The sequence below is a fragment of the Sporosarcina sp. 179-K 3D1 HS genome (genome assembly GCF_047228905.1).
Classification (GTDB): Bacteria; Bacillota; Bacilli; order Bacillales_A; family Planococcaceae; genus Sporosarcina.
In genome coordinates this window covers 317,574-335,539 of the sequence record NZ_JBFEGI010000002.1, presented here as the reverse complement: position 1 = coordinate 335,539, position 17,966 = coordinate 317,574, and the positions used below count along the sequence as shown (strand labels likewise).

Below are 17,966 nucleotides of genomic sequence, written 5' to 3'. Positions count from 1 at the left end.
TAAATTAACGCGGTACCACCCGGCTTGAGAATTAATTCTCCACCTCAAAAGCGCCATAACGCCGCGCCTGCGCACACTCCAAAGCTGTAATTCGTAAACGATGTACCGGACAGCTTGCACCAACCGCTGCCTCTCTCTACGGATCGACCGTCACTACTCCGACTTTTTCAATATGTGAAAAATATACATTCCCTATTGTAAATGAATTTCAGAAGTTGTCAACATTATCGTGAGCCTGCAAAAAATTATGGTATAATTATTGAAGATTTCAGGGGGTAGATCTATTTGAGCGAACAGAAAAAAAATCGGCTTGATCTAATAGAAGAAAAACTGGAGGAAATGAATCAAACCAAATGGGCCAAGCATCTGCGTATCACTTCAGGAGTACTTTGGAATCTCTTGATCTTATTTCTAATCTTTGGTTTGACATTCACCGTTTTCGCCGCTTCCGTAGGTGCTGGTTATTTTGCATCTCTTGTTTCGAAAGAACCACTGCGCCCGAAAGAAGAGATGCGGGCAGCGATTTTCAATTACGAAGAGACGTCGGAAATTTATACGAACGGCCAGTATCTAAGAAAAGTCAGTGCGGACATTGAGCGAAAAGAGACTCGGTTGGAGGATGTCTCCCCGCACGTCATTGATGCAGTTATGGCGACAGAGGATGAGTACTTCAACAAGCATAACGGGATCGTGCCAAAAGCAGTTTTCCGAGGGCTTTTTCAAGATGTTACGAACTCGGATAGCCAAACAGGCGGTTCCACTCTAACGCAGCAGCTAATTAAAAACCAAATACTGACCAACGAAGTTTCATATGAACGGAAAGCGAAAGAGCTTCTCCTTGCCATGCGTCTTGAGCATTTTATGAAAAAAGACGAGATTCTCGAAGCTTATTTGAATATTATTCCATACGGAAGAAACGCAAATGGGACCAATATTGCGGGCATAGAAGCCGCAGCGGAAGGAATCTTCAATAAAAGTGCAAAAGACCTTACGTTGCCCCAAGCAGCTTACATTGCTGGGATACCACAAGCGCCTTTTGCCTACACACCATTTTATAATCGAAATAGAGGCTTAAAGGAACCCGAATATTTACAACCGGGTATCAATCGAATGAAAACTGTTCTTTTCCGGATGAAAGAGACAGGCTATATTACTAAGGAACAATACGAGGAAGCGATTGCCTACGATATTACGAAAGATTTTAGGGAGCCAAGTATCCCATCAAATGAACATTATCCATATTTGACGGAAGAAATTCAAAGACGAACAGTTCAAATCCTTTCGAAATTGATTGCCGAGAAAGATGGAATCGATCCAGATCGGCTTGAAGTGGAAACCAAATTGAATGAAAAGTATATGATTATGGCAGAGCGCTCCATGAGAAACGATGGATACCGAATTTTCGCAACGGTAGATCTCGAGCTATATGATGCCTTGAACGAAGTGGCCCAAAATTATGACCGTTATGGATATACGTACACGGATGAAAAGAAAAATAGCGAAACGGGCGAAATGGAAATTGTTAAATATCCGGTCCAAGTGGGAGCGATGTTGCTTGAAAATAACACGGGCAAGATCCTCGCATTCGTCGGGGGGCGCAATCACGGAGAAGAAGCTGTCAACCACGCTACCCAAAGCTTCAGGCAGAATGGATCGACGATGAAACCGCTAGCCGTCTTTGCGCCTGCTATTGAATATGGTTTCATCGGTGCAGGAAGTCCTGTTGTGGACATCAAGTTCAACTGGAGTGGCTGGAAGCCCGTCAACTTCCTCAGCAACCAGGAACTCGGAATCATTTCGGCAAGACAAGCCCTTGCCTCTTCCCAAAACCTTGCCACCGCGCGATTGTATCGGAACATTCTAGACCGTCGTCCGGCAGAGTTCTTGCAGAAAATGGGCTTTTCCAATTTACAGGATGTCGACTATGAGAATCCATCCTTTTCCTTAGGGGCCATGCGTATCGGAACGACGGTTGAAGAGAACACCAATGCGTTCGCAACGTTTGCAAATGGCGGTAAATTCATCGATGCGTATTTAATAGAGAAAATCGAGGACCGGGAAGGAAATATAGTTTATCAGCATGAATCCCAAGCGGTTGACGTGTTCAGCCCGCAGACCGCCTATATCATTACGGATATGTTACGAGACGTACCGAAGTATGGAACTGCAACAAATATGAGGAATCATTTGAATTTCAATATTGATATTGCGGCCAAAACAGGAACAACCGATTCGTATAGTGATTCCTGGCTAGTCGGTTATAATCCGAACATTTCTCTTGGCGTATGGATGGGTTATAAATATCAGACCCTATCCTTGCAAGGACCCGGTAACCGAAGCTACGGAACGTCAAATATACGGACAACGACGCTTTTTGCTCAACTGCTGAATGCAGCCTATAAGACCAAACCGGAATTGATAGGAGCTAATGCTCGTTTCCAACAACCAGAAGGTGTTGTCAGCAGATCGTTCTGTGGCATTTCAGGATTGGCACCATCAGCAGCCTGCTCGTCTGCCGGTCTGGTGAAAAGCGATCTCTTCAACGCACGTGTCATGTTGCCAACCAAGCCGGATGATAGTATCATCGCCTCTTCATATGTGACAATCAATGGCAATCGATACTTGGCTCATCCGACTACTCCGCCTGAATTCGTCTCTTCGGGTGGTGTCGGGGTAAATAGTGAGTTCATCGAAAGGATGCTCGGACCACTGAAAGGGGAGGCCTCAAAATTATTCCCTGCCAATTCAGGGTTTTCCTCCAGAGTAGTAAGCGGTGCGGTCTTCCATGCAGATGGCGCCCCACCTGCCCCTGTCAGTGCATCAGTTAATGGAGGAACGCTTCAATGGAGCAATTCCCCATCGAATGATGTCGTAGGTTATTATGTATACCGAGGGGGAAGCCGTATCGGGGCAGTCCCAAGCTCAGCTGCCAACACGTACCCAATTAGTGGAGGATCTTATTATGTAGTGGCCGTAGACATTACAGGCAAACTATCGGGACCTTCCAATGTGATTTCGGCAGAGACGGAAACACCTCCGACACCAGATCCAAATGATCCACCGGTAGCCGATATTCCGACCGATCCAGGTCCAGGCACTTCCTCTGGCGACCAAGACAAAGGAAATAGTGGAGAGAACGGTGGAAATGGGCAAAACGGCAATAGCAGCAATGGGAACCAAGGTAACCCAGGGAACGGGGACTCTTCTCCCAACTAAACCGAGTCAAAATAAATAACATAGGGATCGTCCTACAAGCTGATAAAAGACTTGCAGGACGATCCCTTTTCACATGAAAAACGGGGCTGTCCATTTTTGGACAGCCCCACATTCTTTAATCTTCCATTGTGGATAGATCGCCTGTCGGCAAGTTCAATTCCCACGCCTTCAGCACGCGACGCATAATTTTACCACTTCGCGTTTTCGGTAATTTTTCCTTAAATTCGATTTCTCGCGGCGCAGCATGCGCGGCAAGCCCCTTCTTCACAAATTGCTTGATGTCTTCTTCCAATTCTTCAGAAGGCTCGTACCCTTCGTGGAGGGCAACGAAGGCTTTGATGATTTCCCCACGGACCGGGTCCGGCTTTCCAATAACACCCGCCTCGACTATCGCAGGATGTTCAAGCAGTTTGCTCTCCACTTCAAATGGACCTACCCGCTCACCGCTCGTCATGATGACATCATCCACACGTCCTTGGAAGAAGAAGTATCCGTCTTCATCCATATAAGCCGAATCCCCGGAAACATACCATTCCCCATTCAAGAAGTAAGAATCATATTTTTCTGGATTGTTCCAGATTTGACGCATCATAGCCGGCCAGCCTTTCTTGATCGCCAGGTTGCCCATCCGGTTCGGAGGCAATACGTTACCTTGATCGTCTACAATCGCCGCTTCAATGCCAGGTACCGCTTTTCCCATGGATCCCGGCTTAATCGGCAAGCACCCGAAGTTGCATATGGTTTGTGCTCCCGTCTCAGTCATCCACCATGTATCATGGATCCGTTTATTGAAAACTTCCATTCCCCAACGAATGACTTCCGGGTTGAGCGGTTCACCGACTGACAAAATATGACGGAGTGAAGACAAGTCATATTTGCTGAACGGACCATCCCCAGCCCCCATGAGCATCCGGAATGCAGTTGGAGCACTATACCACACGGTTACTCCATATTCCTCGATCGCCTCATACCAACTATCTGTTGAAAAGCGGCCACCCAATACCAAACTGGTAGCTCCGACGAGCATTGGGCCAAAGATGCCGTAAGCAGTTCCCGTTACCCAACCTGGATCGGCGGTACACCAGAATATATCTTCATCCTTCAAATCAAGAACCCAGCGCGTAGTTTGCAATTGTTGTACCATCGCCTCCTGGACATGCAGGACGCCTTTCGGAGCTCCAGTCGAACCTGAAGTGTAATGAAGCAGAGTCGGATCTTCCCTCATCATCCATTCCACTTGGAAATCAGCAGAAGCTTCTTTTATTCGTTTGTTGAAATCTATAAACGGTCCTTCTTCTTTAATCCCTTCCCCTACCAGGAAAACTGTTTTTAAATGAGGTAGCTTCTCAAGAGGCACACGACTCAATAGTTCCGGTGTCGTGACAATCGCTTTCGCTTCACTGTCCGCCAGCCGATCGTACACGGCCCCTTCCATGAAAGCTTCAAAAAGCGGACCAACAATCGCACCAATTTTCAATGCTCCGATCAATGAAAAATAGAGTTCAGGTGAACGAGGCATGAAGATGAAAACCCGATCCCCTTTTTCTAACGTCGAGAAATTCCGCATGACGTTCGCAGCTTTATTCGTCATTCTCTTCATCTGGTCATACGTATAGGCTTCTTTCCGATTCGCGTCTTTATAATAAAGTGCAACTTTGTTTTTCCGATAAGAATCCGCATGACGATCAACAGCTTCATGTGCGATGTTTACCAGGCCAGTCTCATACCAGCTAAATTCCTTTTCCACATCGGACCATTTAAAACTTTTCGCCGTTTGATCGTAATCCGCTAGTTGGTAATCTCCGTCAAATCTTGGCAGCGCTTTCATCACCATTTAAAACCATCCTCTCTATCTTACAGTCTGACATATTTTACATTGTACACCAATTCACTATGTTTTGGCTATTGAATCTATTTACTTTTCTAATTGTTTTTACATTGTCGGTTTCTGTCGCTATATTTTTGCCTTTTTCATGTATACTGGATTTATGTGCAAATTAAAGCAAGGTGGTGAAACTATTGGAGCACATAAAAACATATAATGCGATGGAAGTTAAGCACAAAAACGGAAATCTGCTTATTGAAGGTCCCATCTCGCCGGAAGAGTTAGCTAGCTTGGACTTTCATGAGGACTTGGTCGCTTTCAGGCCCCCTGCCCAGCAACATCAGGCCATCGTCGGGATAGCCGGTTTGCCGGAGGGACGGATCATCATTGCACGGGAAGGCGATCAGATCGTCGGCTATGTTACCTACCTATACCCCGACCCGCTTGAAAGATGGTCTCAAGGAAATATGGTAAACCTGATAGAATTGGGAGCGATTGAAGTGATTCCGAAATACCGGAGCGGCGGTATTGGCAAAGCTATGCTTCAAGTGTCCATGATGGACGATGCAATGGAGGATTATATCATCCTGACAACGGAATATTATTGGCATTGGGATTTGAAAGGAACAAAACTGAATGTTTGGGAATACCGAAAAGTGATGGAGAAAATGATGAAAGCAGGGGGAATGGAATATTTTGCAACGGATGATCCTGAAATCAGCTCCCACCCTGCCAACTGCTTAATGGCCCGGATCGGAAAACGAGTGGATCAGGAATCCATCCAACAGTTCGATAGTTTGCGTTTCATTAATCGATTCATGTATTGAAATAGGGGGAATTTGAATGCTGATCGAAGAAATCATGAACACGGACGTCATCACCTTAAAACAGGATGATACTGTCAAAGATGCCCTTCAAATCATGCGGGAAGAGCGGATCCGGCATATACCAATTGTTACGGCAGACGGTGAAGTGGTCGGAATCATATCGGACCGCGATTTGAAGACGAATACACCTTTGAATGGGCAAGAAAAAGTACATTATGACATGCCATTATGCGATATTATGACAAAAAATCCAATCGTCGGCCACCCGATGGATTTCGTCGAAGAAGTGGCGGTCCTATTCTACGAACACCGGATCGGTTCATTGCCGGTCGTCACGAATAACCAGTTAGTCGGCATCATAACGGAAACAGATCTACTATATAAATATATCGAACTGACCGGAGCCCACCAGCCCGGTTCACAAATTGAAGTGCGGGTTCCGAACCTACCCGGAATCCTGTACGAAGTATCCAAAGTCTTTCATGAACACAAAATAAATGTCCTGAGTGTGCTTGTCTATCCTGACAAAGAAAATGAGTCTAACAAGATCCTAGTTGTTCGGATCAAAACAATGAATCCCCTCCCAATTATCGAAGGTTTGAAAGAAAGCGGATTTGAAGTGCTTTGGCCGAATGTCCCGGGGATTGACGTATGAAAAAAGACGCGGTCTTCATATTTTCCGAAGATCAACTAGGATACTCATTTTCAGACACGCATCCATTTAATCAAAAACGGATCGTTATGACACTTGACCTGTTGAGAAAAATTGGTGCGATTCAGGATAGTGATATAATAGCACCTCGCATGGCGACAGATGAAGAGCTGCTTCTCGTACATGATGCGAAGTTCATTGATGTTGTCAAAAGGGCGGGAAAAGGCGAATTGCGAGAAGATGTGGCAAGCATTTACGGAATCGGGACAGAGGACACCCCTATTTTTCCGAATATGCACGAAGCGAGCGCCATGCTGGTTGGCGGCACGTTGTCTGCGGTGGAGCAAGTTATGGAAGGACATTCGAAATATGCAGTGAATTTGGGCGGCGGTTTGCATCATGGGTTCCAAGGACGGGCTTCCGGTTTTTGCGTCTATAACGACAGTTCCGTCGCAATCAAATACTTGCAGGAAAAATACGGAGCGCGAGTGCTCTATGTAGATACAGACGCCCACCACGGTGATGGCGTTCAATGGACATTTTACGACGATCCGTCCGTTTGTACCTTGTCGATCCATGAAACAGGCCGCTATTTATTCCCAGGCACAGGGAATATAACGGAACGTGGGAACGGTGCTGGGTATGGGACATCCTTCAACTTTCCGATCGATGCTTTTACGGAAGACGAGTCTTTCCTTTCCATCTATAAAACAGCCATGGAAGAAGTGGTGGACTTTTTCAAACCGGATGTCATTTTGACGCAAAATGGGGCGGATGCCCATTATTTCGACCCGCTCACCCATCTGTACGGCACGCTGGAAATCTATAAAGAAATTCCTAGGGTTGCACGGGAAATGGCTGAAACGTATTGTAATGGAAGATGGATCGCTGTCGGAGGTGGCGGATATGATATTTACCGGGTCGTCCCGAGAGCATGGTCCCATATTTGGTTAGCTATGAAGCAAATTCCCACTCCAACCGGACCGCTTCCTGAAGAATGGCTATCCACTTGGCAAAGCCATTCTCCGGTACCGCTCATTCCGACGTGGGAAGATCCTGATCCGCTTTATGAACCTATTCCGAGAAAAGAAGAAATCACGGAAAAGAATGCGCAAATGCTAGATCGGGCCCTACATATCATTCGTAATGAAAAGCAGAAAAAATAACTATATAAAGGGCTCTCTTTACACAAAATGTTCTGAAATCTAACATCATTTTAAGTATTGGGCAATTACCTCCGATTCCAGAAGATTCGATGGTAATTGCCCTTTTGTTTACTTATGGCATGTATTTAGTGGACTAGGGTCACTTTGATAAAGTGCCCCGCTCCTCAAGCCGGTACGGTAAAAAGACTTGCTGTTCCTCCACTTCTTCCCCGTTCATCAATTTTGTCAACAAACGCATGGATACAGCTCCGAGATCGTAAAGCGGCACTGCAATCGTTGTCAATTGCGGACGTACTATTCGGGCAAGGAGAGAATGTTCAAAGCAGATAATTTCGTAATCATCTGGAACGGATAATCCGGCGTCTCGAATCGCATTGAAAATACCGACAGCAATTACATCATTGCTTGCAAAAATGCCGGTCGGATTCCCCGGCAAGCCGCTGAGTTGATCCCATAATTCATATACATGTTCATACATGCCATCTGTTTCAATAATGTAGGATTCTTCCACAGGTAGACCTGCATCTTGGAGCGCCCGCAAATAGCCGGACTTTTTACAAATGGAGTTAATATCTCTCGTAAAAGGACCTGATATGAATAAAATCTGTTTGTGTCCATGCTGAATAAGCTTGGAGACTGCTTCATAAGCTGCTTCCTCGAAATCGATATTGACGGTCGGCAATTGATATTCAAAGTCCAAGGAACCTGCCAACACAATAGGGACGTTCGCAGTTGAAATCTCAGCCCGTACTTCGTCAGAAATAGAGTCACTCATGAAAATCAGGCCATCAACCTGTTTTCCGAGATGATCCTCCAATAGTTCGATCTCCCTTGTCGTCCGCTCGTCAGAGTTCGAAAGTAGTATATTATATTCATACATGGTCGCGATGTCTGCGATGCCCCGTAACAGTTCCGCGTAATAACTTTTCGCGATATCCGGAACGATAACGCCGACTGTCGTTGTTTTCTTACTGGCAAGGCCCCTTGCTACAGCATTCGGCCGATAGCCAAGACGTTCAATGACCTCCAGCACCTTTTTCCTCGTCGCGGGCTTGACGTTTTGATTGCCATTCACCACCCGAGAAACCGTTGCCATCGAAACATTCGCTTCCCTGGCAACATCGTAAATCGTTACAGCCATTTTTTCACTTTCCTTTCCTAGCTGCCTCTAGTATCCCCGATTCCATTATAAACAAAAAGCCGGAACCTTGAAAGTCCCGGCTTCGCGTCATGAAATAGTTTGGTACGATTTCATGAATTGTTGGATAGATTCATAAAACTCATCGAATTGTGCAATATCCATTTGTTGAGCCGAATCAGATAATGCAACTGCTGGATCAGGATGCACTTCTGCCATCACTCCATCAGCACCAACTGCAATTGCAGCTTTTGCGGTCGGAAGAAGTAAATCTTTTCTTCCTGTTGAGTGTGTCACATCCACGAATACCGGAAGATGCGTTTCTTGTTTTAAAATCGGTACAGCTGAGATATCCAATGTGTTCCGTGTAGCCCGTTCATATGTCCGGATGCCCCGCTCACAAAGCATGATCTCGCTATTCCCTTTGGAAATGATATATTCAGCAGCATTGATGAATTCATCAATTGTCGCCGCAAGACCACGTTTCAGAAGGACCGGTTTGTTCACCATTCCCGCTTCCTTCAATAATTCGAAGTTCTGCATATTACGTGCTCCGATTTGGATGACGTCGATATAGTCAAGGGCCTCTTCCAGATGCGTAGGCGTGATAATTTCCGTTACAACAGAAAGGCCTGTTTCTTCTGCCACGCGTTTCAAGATTTTAAGACCCTCCAAACCAAGGCCTTGGAAATCATATGGAGACGTACGTGGTTTATATGCACCGCCTCTAATCATCGTCAACCCTTTTGCTTTGATGGAGTGGGCAACCGCCAATACTTGCTCGTACGACTCAACTGCACATGGTCCGAAAATGAAGGAAGGCTTACCATCTCCAATTTGATGACCATTGATATTCACAATCGTATCTTCCGGCTTTCTTTTACGCGATACAAGCAATGCTTTCCGTTGCTCATCTTCCTGTATTTCAAGGGCTGACATGAAGATCCCTTTAAAAATCTGTTCCAATACACCATTCGGAAGCGGGCCGTCATTATAGGATTTTAGAAAATTAAGCATTTCCCTCTCACGGATCGGATCATATCTGTTAACACCCTGCTTTTCTTTCACTTTCCCAATTTCCTGAACGACAGCAGTCCGTTCATTAATTAAGTCCAAAATCTTGATGTTCAGCTCATTCACGCTATCGCGCAGCTGGTCTAGCTCATTCTGTCTCATCAGACATTCTCCTCCCCGTACCATATACGCCCTTTTCGAAACAGGGTTTCTATGTTACATTTTTAGATAATAGACCAAGTATAATGAATATTTATTGAAAAGTCACGTTATTTCTCTAATTAATTTGTACTTATGACTTTATTTTAGTCAATTTAAAGTCCAAAATCCTGCAAAATGAAGGTAAGGGAGTGGGAAATCCTGACGAACACATTATTCGCACTCGATATTGGCACGAGGTCCGTTGTGGGCATCATTCTAAAAGAAAGCGGCGGACAATTTCATGTAGCCGACCTCGTTTCGATCGAGCATCAGGAACGGTCCATGATTGATGGACAAATACATAATATATTGCGTGTAGCCGACGTTATCGTGGAAATTAAGAAGATGCTCGTGGAACGGCATGGCCCGCTGAAACGTGTTAGCGTCGCTGCGGCCGGGAGGGCTTTAAAAACCGCGGAAGGCTCCATGACTATTGATATATCTGGAAACAGCCTGATTTCCATGGAGGATGTGAACCGGCTGGAACTGGCTGCCGTTCAAAATGCCCAGCAGAAGCTGCTGTCTTCGGATGCGGTGAAACAGGATGATGACTATTATTATTGCGTTGGCTATTCCGTCCTTCACTATAAGCTGGAGGGGGAGGAAATTGGCAGCCTGATCGACCAAGCAGGACGCTCGGCTTCCGTTGATGTGATCGCGACTTTCCTGCCGCGCGTCGTCGTGGAATCGCTTCTGGCGGCTTTAAACCGCGCTGAACTTCAAATGGAAGCTTTGACACTGGAACCGATTGCCGCTATCAATGTCTTGATCCCCCCTTCCATGAGACGTTTGAATGTCGCACTTGTGGATATCGGGGCCGGAACTTCAGATATTGCCGTCACGGATGATAATACGGTCATCGCATACGGGATGGTGCCGCTTGCAGGCGATGAAATTACGGAGGAACTTAGCAATCACTATCTTCTGGACTTTCCGGTCGCAGAAGCCATCAAGAGACAGCTAGATTCATCCAACGAAGTGACCATCACAGATATTTTAGGTTTTGAACAGCAAGTGCCGTCTACCGATTTGAAGAATGTGATTGCTCCGGCAGTGAAGCGGCTCGCACAAGCGATCGCAAGTGAAATGATTCGCCTGAACAACGGTGTTTCTCCAAAGGCTGTAATGGTTGTGGGGGGTGGTAGCTTGACGCCCGGACTGACCGACCAGCTAAGCTCTGCATTGGATCTCCCCGGGAACCGGGTCGCTATCCGGGGGTCGGATGCACTGTCTGGCATCACGATGGAAACAGGCCTCCCCCCTTCTCCTGAACTGGTCACGCCGATCGGGATTGCCATTGCTGCAAAACGGGCACCGATCCATTACATGTCAATCACCGTGGATGGTAAAGTAATCCGATTGTTCGAGCTGAAAGAAATGACAGTCGGCGATGCCCTGCTGGCAGCCAATATCAAGGCGAACCAATTATACGGCATGCCCGGCCTCGGAATATCTTTTACAGTCAACGGAAAGAGCATCATTCTTCCTGGGGAACACGGTCGACCATCCATCATCCGGGTCAATGGTAAGGAAGCGGACATAAAAGATCTGATTTCTAACGGAGATACAATTGAAATCACCCTCGGAGAGAATGGAAAAGACGCCTCAGCGACTATTCGGGACTTGCTGGACGACGTAGAGCCCATCCATGCCGTGATAGACGGGGAATCCGTACGGCTGATGCCTGAAGCATACCGGAACGGGAACGCCGTCCATATAGATAACGAAGTACAGGATCATGATGAAATCACGATTTTCTATCCGAGAACAATAGCAGATGGAGCCGCAAGGTTGGGAAAACGGGATTTCGCCCAGCCAGTGTTCACTATCCAAGTAAATGGTAAGACGGTGACACTCAAAAGACAGGTAACACAATACCTTCTAGGCTCTGTACCGGTTTCCCCTTCCCATGTCCTGAAAGATGGCGATGAAATTACGATCCGGACTGCCACCTTGCCCACTGTGGCAAATATCGCAGAAGAACTCGGAAAGAAATTGGAGGAAATAGCGACTATCACCTTTAACGGTGAGCGCCTCCAGTTGAGTAAACCGCATCATGCTGTTACGCTGAATAGCCAGCCGGCCGACAGCCAATCAGTCGTCAAGCCGGGGGATCATCTGCAATTCATCCCTACTGGCCAAAGCGGATTCACATTCAGTGATATTTTCGCCTTTACCGACTATAAGCTCCCAGGCAGTTCAGCGAGCCAATATAAGTTGCTAAGGAATGGGGAGCCGATCGGATTTCGCGACACCATTTTCGGCGGCGATTCATTGGAGATCATACTTTATTAAACCAGGTCGTTTTTGAATCTTGCTAATTTCTCCATAAACATAAAAACAGGTGGGAAGCATTGGCACCCACCTGTTTTTTGATTACTTATCGAATTGATCTCACTTCGGTTCTTCAACCGAAATATGATTTTGGTTCGTGATCTTTTCTTTTCCGAAATTCTCGCTATTATCATAGGCGACATCACTGTTTCCAGTCTTCTGTTGATCAGTTTCTTCCATTTTCTTTACGACTGCTTCTTTTAAGGCTTCCCCGGTAGAAGTTGCCACTTCTTTCCCTTTTTCAAGCGTGGATTGAACGTAGTCAATCGCTTCCTCACCTTCAGATGAGACCGTTCCATCATCCATTGGTGCTGACGTTTTGGATGACATAGTTTTCACTTTGTCGACCAATTGTCCGGATTGTTCCTGGATCGTTTTAGTCAGCTCACCTGTTTTTTCTTTGGCGACTGTTGTCAATTCTGTCGCTTTTTGTTTTGCCACAGAACTCAGCTCGATACTTTTGTCCTTCAATTGCCCCGCTTGCGAAGAGAAGTCTTCACGCATCTCACTGCCCGTCTTCGGTGCTAGGAATAAAGCTGCGGCTGCACCGATCACTCCCCCGACTAAAGCGCCGAATAGGAAACTGCCAGTGCCCGAGCTGTCATCCTGATTGTAGAACGAGTCGGTCCGGCTACGATCATATTGGTAATTTGTAGGCAAATATGATGGCGCATCGCCAAAGGTGTTTTTATATTGTCCTGGATTGTACTGTGAATCATTGTAGTTCGGTTTTGTAATTTGTTCAGACATTTTCAATTCCTCCTATTTCAAATGACGATTTTTTATTGAAAGCGGTCTGCCGGACTGGGAAGTCTCTTTTGCCCTGCTACAGGCTCATACGTTGTCCAGCCGTCAGAAGATTCATTTCTCCGCTCCTTCACTTTTTCTAGAATTCCAAGCACGACATTGCTCCATTGGACGACTTGAGCAATCTTATCGCTATTCCGTTCGGCTTCGGTCGTAATCGAGTTGCTAACGCGCATGATCGATGAATTGAATCCATTGACAGATTCGCCAACGCCTTTCACCGCATCCACAACCGTATTCAGCTTCTCCGACTTTTCCTGGATGTCCTCAGCCAACTTGTTCGTCTTGTTCAATAGCTCGGTCGTTTCTGAAGTGATCCCCTCGAGTTGGGATGATAGCCCGTCCATCGTCTCAGAAACGGATTGCAATGTCTTTTTCAATGAAAACAGGGTCATTGCAAGGCTCACACATAAAATTAGAAATGCAAGGGCAGCGACGATGGCCGCTATGTACAATAAGTTCTCCAATGGCTTTACCCTCCTAAACAGCTATCCATAGCTTATAATTACCCTAATTTAAGGTAATATAAACATGAAGGTCTAACTATCCTCTTCGACACGCCTCCTTTAAATCCTCTATAATACGGCATTTGTTTTGGTGAATTTTTCGGACCGTAAAAGATGATAAAAAACGGAAAACAGCTTAATCCTTCGGGATTAAGCTGTTTCATCTTTTGCCATCTTATCTTTGAATGCATAAAGATATTTTTGGACATCTCCTGCGCCCATGAAAAGGTAGACAGCGTCATTGTGGTTGTCTAGCAACCGGACATTTTCAAGATCCAAATAAGTGGCGCCCGGTATTTTTTCCACCAGCTCATGAATCGTCAGGTTTCCAGACTTTTCACGCGCCGAGCTGAAAATATCGCATAAGTATACATGGTCAGCTGCGGACAAGGTTTCCGCAAACTGCTCCAATAATGCGGATGTCCTTGTAAAGGTATGTGGTTGGAATATGGCCACCAGTTCCCGGTCAGGATATTTTTGCCTTGCGGTTTGCAACGTTGCCCGGATTTCATTTGGATGATGGGCATAATCGTCAACGATGATCCTGCCATTGATGGGTGTGATGGAAAAACGTCGTTTCACGCCCAAGAATGATGACAAGCGTTCTTGAATAACATTTACCGGAACGCCTTCGTAATGGCATAATGCAATGACACCGAGCGAGTTCAAGATGGAATGATCCCCTGCTAACGGAATCGTGAACGTATGGTAATATTCATTGCGGACAAAGACGTCAAATGTCGATCCGTCTTCTGTTTTTATAATATTTTTCGCCGCGAAATCATTGGATTCTTCAAAACCATAGTAAACGACCGGCACATTAGCATGGATCCGCTGTAAATTCAGATCATCCCCACAGGCAATGAGGGCCTTCTTTACACGCAATGCCATATCGGAAAAAGCGTCCAAGACATCTTCCAAGTCTTTAAAGTAATCGGGATGGTCAAAGTCAATATTCGTCATGATGGCGTAATCGGGTTCGTACGCCAAAAAGTGACGCTTGTATTCACATGCTTCAAAAACGAAATAGTCGCTCTCCTCGACCCCTTTTCCCGTACCATCCCCAATTAGATAGGACGTTGGGGCAAAGCCTGACAAAACATGGGAGAGCAGGCCTGTCGTGGACGTTTTTCCATGGGAGCCAGTGACTCCTACGGAGATGAAATTTTTCATGTAGTTACCGAGAAAATCATGATAACGAATAATTTCGATTCCAAGTTCCGCCGCCCTTTTCAGTTCAGGATGATCATCGGGAAAAGCGTTTCCTGCAATAATAGTCATCCCATGATGTATATTATTTTCATCAAATGGAAATATTGGTATTTTCCGATCGCGTAATGGTTCTTCAGTGAAGAAATATTTTTCAACATCTGAACCTTGCACTTCATACGAAGAATCGTGAAGGATCTGGGCAAGTGAACTCATGCCCGATCCCTTGATTCCAACAAAATGGAACAATGTCATAATGCAACCTCCCAGGACCATTTCTGTTCCCTTAATAAATATCTTTTTTCATAAATAAAGGAAAGGCCAGCCTATTCCTTATATATTTTGTCAAGATCGTTTTCTGTCAAGTAGACATCCCTTGCCTTGCTTCCACGTTGGCCTGATATGAAACCTTGTTTCTCCATCCGGTCAATTAATTTGGCGGCCCGATTGTAGCCAATGCTAAAGTTGCGCTGCAAGAGAGATGTAGAAGCGCTGCCTTGTTCGAGGATGAAATGGCATGCCTCTTCATATAGCGGATCCTTTTCCTCCTCATCGGCAGCATGAGCCAAGAGGTCCTCCTGGCCAAATAAATATTCCGGTTCCGCTTCATTTTGAACATGTTCTATTATACGTTCAATCTCCTCATCCGTGACAAATGTCCCTTGTAGTCGGACTGCTGAGGATTGGCCATTCCCAATATACAGCATGTCCCCTTTGCCAAGGAGTCGTTCGGCGCCCGGGGAGTCCAGAATCGTTCTAGAATCGATTTGGGAAGACACCGAGAAAGCGATTCTTGTCGGAACGTTCGCCTTGATTGTCCCGGTAATGACGTCCACCGAGGGCCGCTGTGTCGCAATAATGAGATGGATGCCGCAAGCCCTGGCTTTTTGGGCAATCCGGCTGATGGATACTTCCACGTCCGCCGGTGCCATCATCATGAGATCCGCCAGTTCATCTATGACAATTAAAAGATACGGCATTTTCAATGAAAATTTACGGCTTTCGACAACTTGCCGGTTATAACGCTCAATATCCCGTACCCCGGCATGCGCCAAGAGTTCATATCGGCGTTCCATCTCTGCGACCGCCCATTTCAAAGCGGCTGTTGCAGCTTTGACATCGGTTATGACAGGACTGATCAGATGAGGAATTCCGTTGAACGGAGCGAGTTCCACCATCTTCGGATCGATAAGCATCATTTTCAGGTCAGTCGGCGCTGCTTTATAAAGCAGGCTGATCAAGATTGAATTGATACAAACGGATTTACCGGACCCTGTTGCCCCAGCAATCATTCCGTGAGGCATCTTCCGGAGGTCAATCGTCACCGGCTTGCCCGTCAAGCCTAAGCCTAGGACTGCTTCAAGCGGGGAGGAAGAATTCTGATATTCATCAGATCCAATCACTTCAGAAATTCGGACAGGACGGGTTTTCCGGTTCGGTATTTCAATACCGATTGAACTTCGGCCCGGTATCGGCGCCTGAATCCTGATGTCTTCCGCAGCTAGTGCCAGTTTCAAATCATCTGACAAGTTTCTAACTTTGCTTACCTTTGTGCCTTGGGCAACTGTTAATTCAAAACGGGTTACCGAAGGGCCTTGCACCGCTTCAATAACATTAGCTTGGACAGAGAAATGGGAAAGTGCGACTTCCAATTTCTCGGCTTGAGACTCCAGCCACTCCGTATCCTCAATTTGATTTTCAGGCGGTATTAAGAATTCCAGCGAAGGGAACGCGTAATATGGCGGTTCCTCCTCTTCCGGCTCCATTGTCGTCACAGCGACCGGTGGATCTTCCTGTACAACTTGAGTTTGAACGGGTTGGCTTTTCGCCTGCTTGAAAACAGCCGGTTGTTCCGGAACACTTCCGGACTCCATGACCTTCTCCATTTTCTCTTTATCCGATTTCAGCATCAATACATTAAATGGCACAATCCGCTCTTTACGATCGGGTTGTTCAAGCGATTCTTCCGGCATACTGACATCTACTGCCAATTGTTGCGGCTCTTCATGCATTTCATGTGGCGCTTCGATCATCTCGTCTAATCCTGGCAGCTTATGGACCATTTCTTCTGTGGGTTCAGCTGATTCGTGCATGGATAAATTAGACTCATCCTCTTTCTCTATCGGCACGTATAAGGCTCCCTGCCTCTCCGGTAGGTTTTCGGCAGATGTAAGTTCACTCTCTTCCATCAACTTGTGCGACGGTACTTGTTCTCCCTCGCCTTGCTGTACTGGAATCTCTTCATCCTGTCGTTCTAGCCGTTCCTCGTCCGGTTGCTTATCCATCAGCACGTTCGCCGTAAGCGACTCGTTTTGAATTGAATTAGACGTCGAAAACAATAGGGATTCATTTTCCGTAGTATGGTCGTTTCCTACTTCGGCAATTCCCGTCAATACATCCAAACTGGCCGAAATTTCTTCAGATACTGATTCCATCTCTTTCAGTTCGGTATCTATAGCAGTCCTTTGTTCAAAAGATGATTCCCATTTCTCCACTGCCGATTGTAGTGGAAACCTATCTATCTGATCTTCCTGTAGATTTTGATTTGCCATTGTTTCCGGTCTTTTAAAACCAAAAACCGGGGAAGGAATCTCTGTAGGTGAAAATGGTCTTCCGGACCGCTTAAATTCCGGTTTGGGTGGTGTAGACGGCATCTCCTTTTTCGTACTTTTCGGAGTTGCCATTTCATCACTTGCGCTTAATCCATATTTCAATGAAGATCCCGCTCTATGTATTTTCCCAGTTGTCGGCGTACCGGGCCATCTGTCATTCTTGTATAGCGGCACAGTTTCATAATCATCATCTTCACGTTCGATTATGGGGTCATACTTTCTTTTTTCCGACTGCCCTTCATCCTCTTCATTCCAGCCATAAATTTCGGCATCCGTAATAATCGGAAAGCGGAAGGACGGAGGAGACTTCGTTTCACTAGGCATTTCCTTCAATTGTTCTTGTTCTATTCTATCGTTTTCATATAATTTCTCATCATCTTCCGGGCCGAATAGCCGGTTAGCAATCTTTTTAAACCAACTCATACAATCACTCTTTTCGTGTCAATCAATCTATTTTAA

Annotated in this window: 12 protein-coding genes and 1 other annotated feature (1 of these 13 only partly in view); of the genes, 5 read left to right on the top strand and 7 right to left on the bottom strand. The window is 45.9% G+C overall.

Translation table 11 applies throughout. The features are described from left to right. Positions 1-180 (bottom strand) — a binding site (T-box leader) (it extends 17 nt beyond the left edge of the window). 105 nt (positions 181-285) lie between these two features. Next, a complete protein-coding gene (locus AB1K83_RS04340; protein WP_413056924.1) occupies positions 286-3,216 on the top strand; it encodes a transglycosylase domain-containing protein in 2,931 nt (976 codons plus the stop codon). Positions 3,217-3,331: 115 nt separating this feature from the next. On the opposite strand, the gene acsA is transcribed toward AB1K83_RS04340, so the two are convergent. Further along, positions 3,332-5,050 carry an acetate--CoA ligase gene (gene acsA, locus AB1K83_RS04335; RefSeq protein WP_413056923.1) on the bottom strand — a complete coding sequence of 573 codons (1,719 nt, stop codon included), beginning with the start codon at positions 5,048-5,050 and terminating at the stop codon, positions 3,332-3,334. Between the two features lie 185 nt (positions 5,051-5,235). On the opposite strand from acsA, the gene AB1K83_RS04330 reads away from it, so the two are divergent. From AB1K83_RS04330 to AB1K83_RS04320, 3 genes are read left to right on the top strand one after another with little or no spacing between them, the layout of a single operon-like run. Next, complete coding sequence (locus AB1K83_RS04330) at positions 5,236-5,868, top strand: GNAT family N-acetyltransferase (protein WP_413056922.1); 633 nt, start codon at positions 5,236-5,238, stop codon at positions 5,866-5,868. Positions 5,869-5,884: 16 nt separating this feature from the next. Continuing rightward, positions 5,885-6,523 carry an acetoin utilization AcuB family protein gene (locus AB1K83_RS04325; RefSeq protein ID WP_413056921.1) on the top strand — a complete coding sequence of 213 codons (639 nt, stop codon included), beginning with the start codon at positions 5,885-5,887 and terminating at the stop codon, positions 6,521-6,523. Beyond that, on the top strand, positions 6,520-7,686 hold the full coding sequence (locus AB1K83_RS04320; protein ID WP_413056920.1) for an acetoin utilization protein AcuC: 1,167 nt from the start codon (positions 6,520-6,522) through the stop codon (positions 7,684-7,686). Before AB1K83_RS04325 ends, AB1K83_RS04320 begins: the two co-directional genes overlap by 4 nt. A gap of 139 nt (positions 7,687-7,825) precedes the next feature. On the opposite strand, the gene ccpA is transcribed toward AB1K83_RS04320, so the two are convergent. Then, complete coding sequence (gene ccpA, locus AB1K83_RS04315) at positions 7,826-8,827, bottom strand: catabolite control protein A (protein WP_413056919.1); 1,002 nt, start codon at positions 8,825-8,827, stop codon at positions 7,826-7,828. An 87-nt stretch (positions 8,828-8,914) separates the two neighbouring features. Then, positions 8,915-10,000 (bottom strand): bifunctional 3-deoxy-7-phosphoheptulonate synthase/chorismate mutase, encoded by a 1,086-nt coding sequence (locus AB1K83_RS04310; protein ID WP_413056918.1) that lies wholly within the window; start codon positions 9,998-10,000, stop codon positions 8,915-8,917. Positions 10,001-10,243: 243 nt separating this feature from the next. Between AB1K83_RS04310 and pilM the strand changes: the two genes are divergently transcribed. After that, positions 10,244-12,334, top strand: a complete 2,091-nt coding sequence (pilM, locus tag AB1K83_RS04305) for a pilus assembly protein PilM (RefSeq protein ID WP_413056917.1) — start codon at positions 10,244-10,246, stop codon at positions 12,332-12,334. A gap of 99 nt (positions 12,335-12,433) precedes the next feature. On the opposite strand, the gene AB1K83_RS04300 is transcribed toward pilM, so the two are convergent. From AB1K83_RS04300 to AB1K83_RS04285, 4 genes are all read right to left on the bottom strand, one after another. Then, positions 12,434-13,123: a YtxH domain-containing protein gene (locus tag AB1K83_RS04300; protein ID WP_413056916.1), complete on the bottom strand. Its 690-nt coding sequence runs from the start codon at positions 13,121-13,123 to the stop codon at positions 12,434-12,436. 32 nt (positions 13,124-13,155) lie between these two features. Continuing rightward, a complete protein-coding gene (locus AB1K83_RS04295; RefSeq protein WP_413056915.1) occupies positions 13,156-13,647 on the bottom strand; it encodes a DUF948 domain-containing protein in 492 nt (163 codons plus the stop codon). Between the two features lie 189 nt (positions 13,648-13,836). Then, complete coding sequence (gene murC / locus AB1K83_RS04290) at positions 13,837-15,150, bottom strand: UDP-N-acetylmuramate--L-alanine ligase (RefSeq protein WP_413056914.1); 1,314 nt, start codon at positions 15,148-15,150, stop codon at positions 13,837-13,839. 71 nt (positions 15,151-15,221) lie between these two features. Further along, entirely contained in the window at positions 15,222-17,930 is a 2,709-nt protein-coding gene (locus AB1K83_RS04285) for a DNA translocase FtsK (RefSeq protein WP_413056913.1), read from the bottom strand. Between the last annotated feature and the right edge of the window lie 36 nt (positions 17,931-17,966).

Coding starts and splice junctions, on each gene's coding strand:
- acsA (WP_413056923.1), bottom strand. CDS start 5,050: ATGGTGATGAAAGCGCTGCCAAGATTTGACGGAGATTACCAACTAGCG.
- AB1K83_RS04325 (WP_413056921.1), top strand. CDS start 5,885: ATGCTGATCGAAGAAATCATGAACACGGACGTCATCACCTTAAAACAG.
- AB1K83_RS04320 (WP_413056920.1), top strand. CDS start 6,520: ATGAAAAAAGACGCGGTCTTCATATTTTCCGAAGATCAACTAGGATAC.
- ccpA (WP_413056919.1), bottom strand. CDS start 8,827: ATGGCTGTAACGATTTACGATGTTGCCAGGGAAGCGAATGTTTCGATG.
- AB1K83_RS04310 (WP_413056918.1), bottom strand. CDS start 10,000: ATGAGACAGAATGAGCTAGACCAGCTGCGCGATAGCGTGAATGAGCTG.
- AB1K83_RS04300 (WP_413056916.1), bottom strand. CDS start 13,123: ATGTCTGAACAAATTACAAAACCGAACTACAATGATTCACAGTACAAT.
- murC (WP_413056914.1), bottom strand. CDS start 15,150: ATGACATTGTTCCATTTTGTTGGAATCAAGGGATCGGGCATGAGTTCA.
- AB1K83_RS04285 (WP_413056913.1), bottom strand. CDS start 17,930: ATGAGTTGGTTTAAAAAGATTGCTAACCGGCTATTCGGCCCGGAAGAT.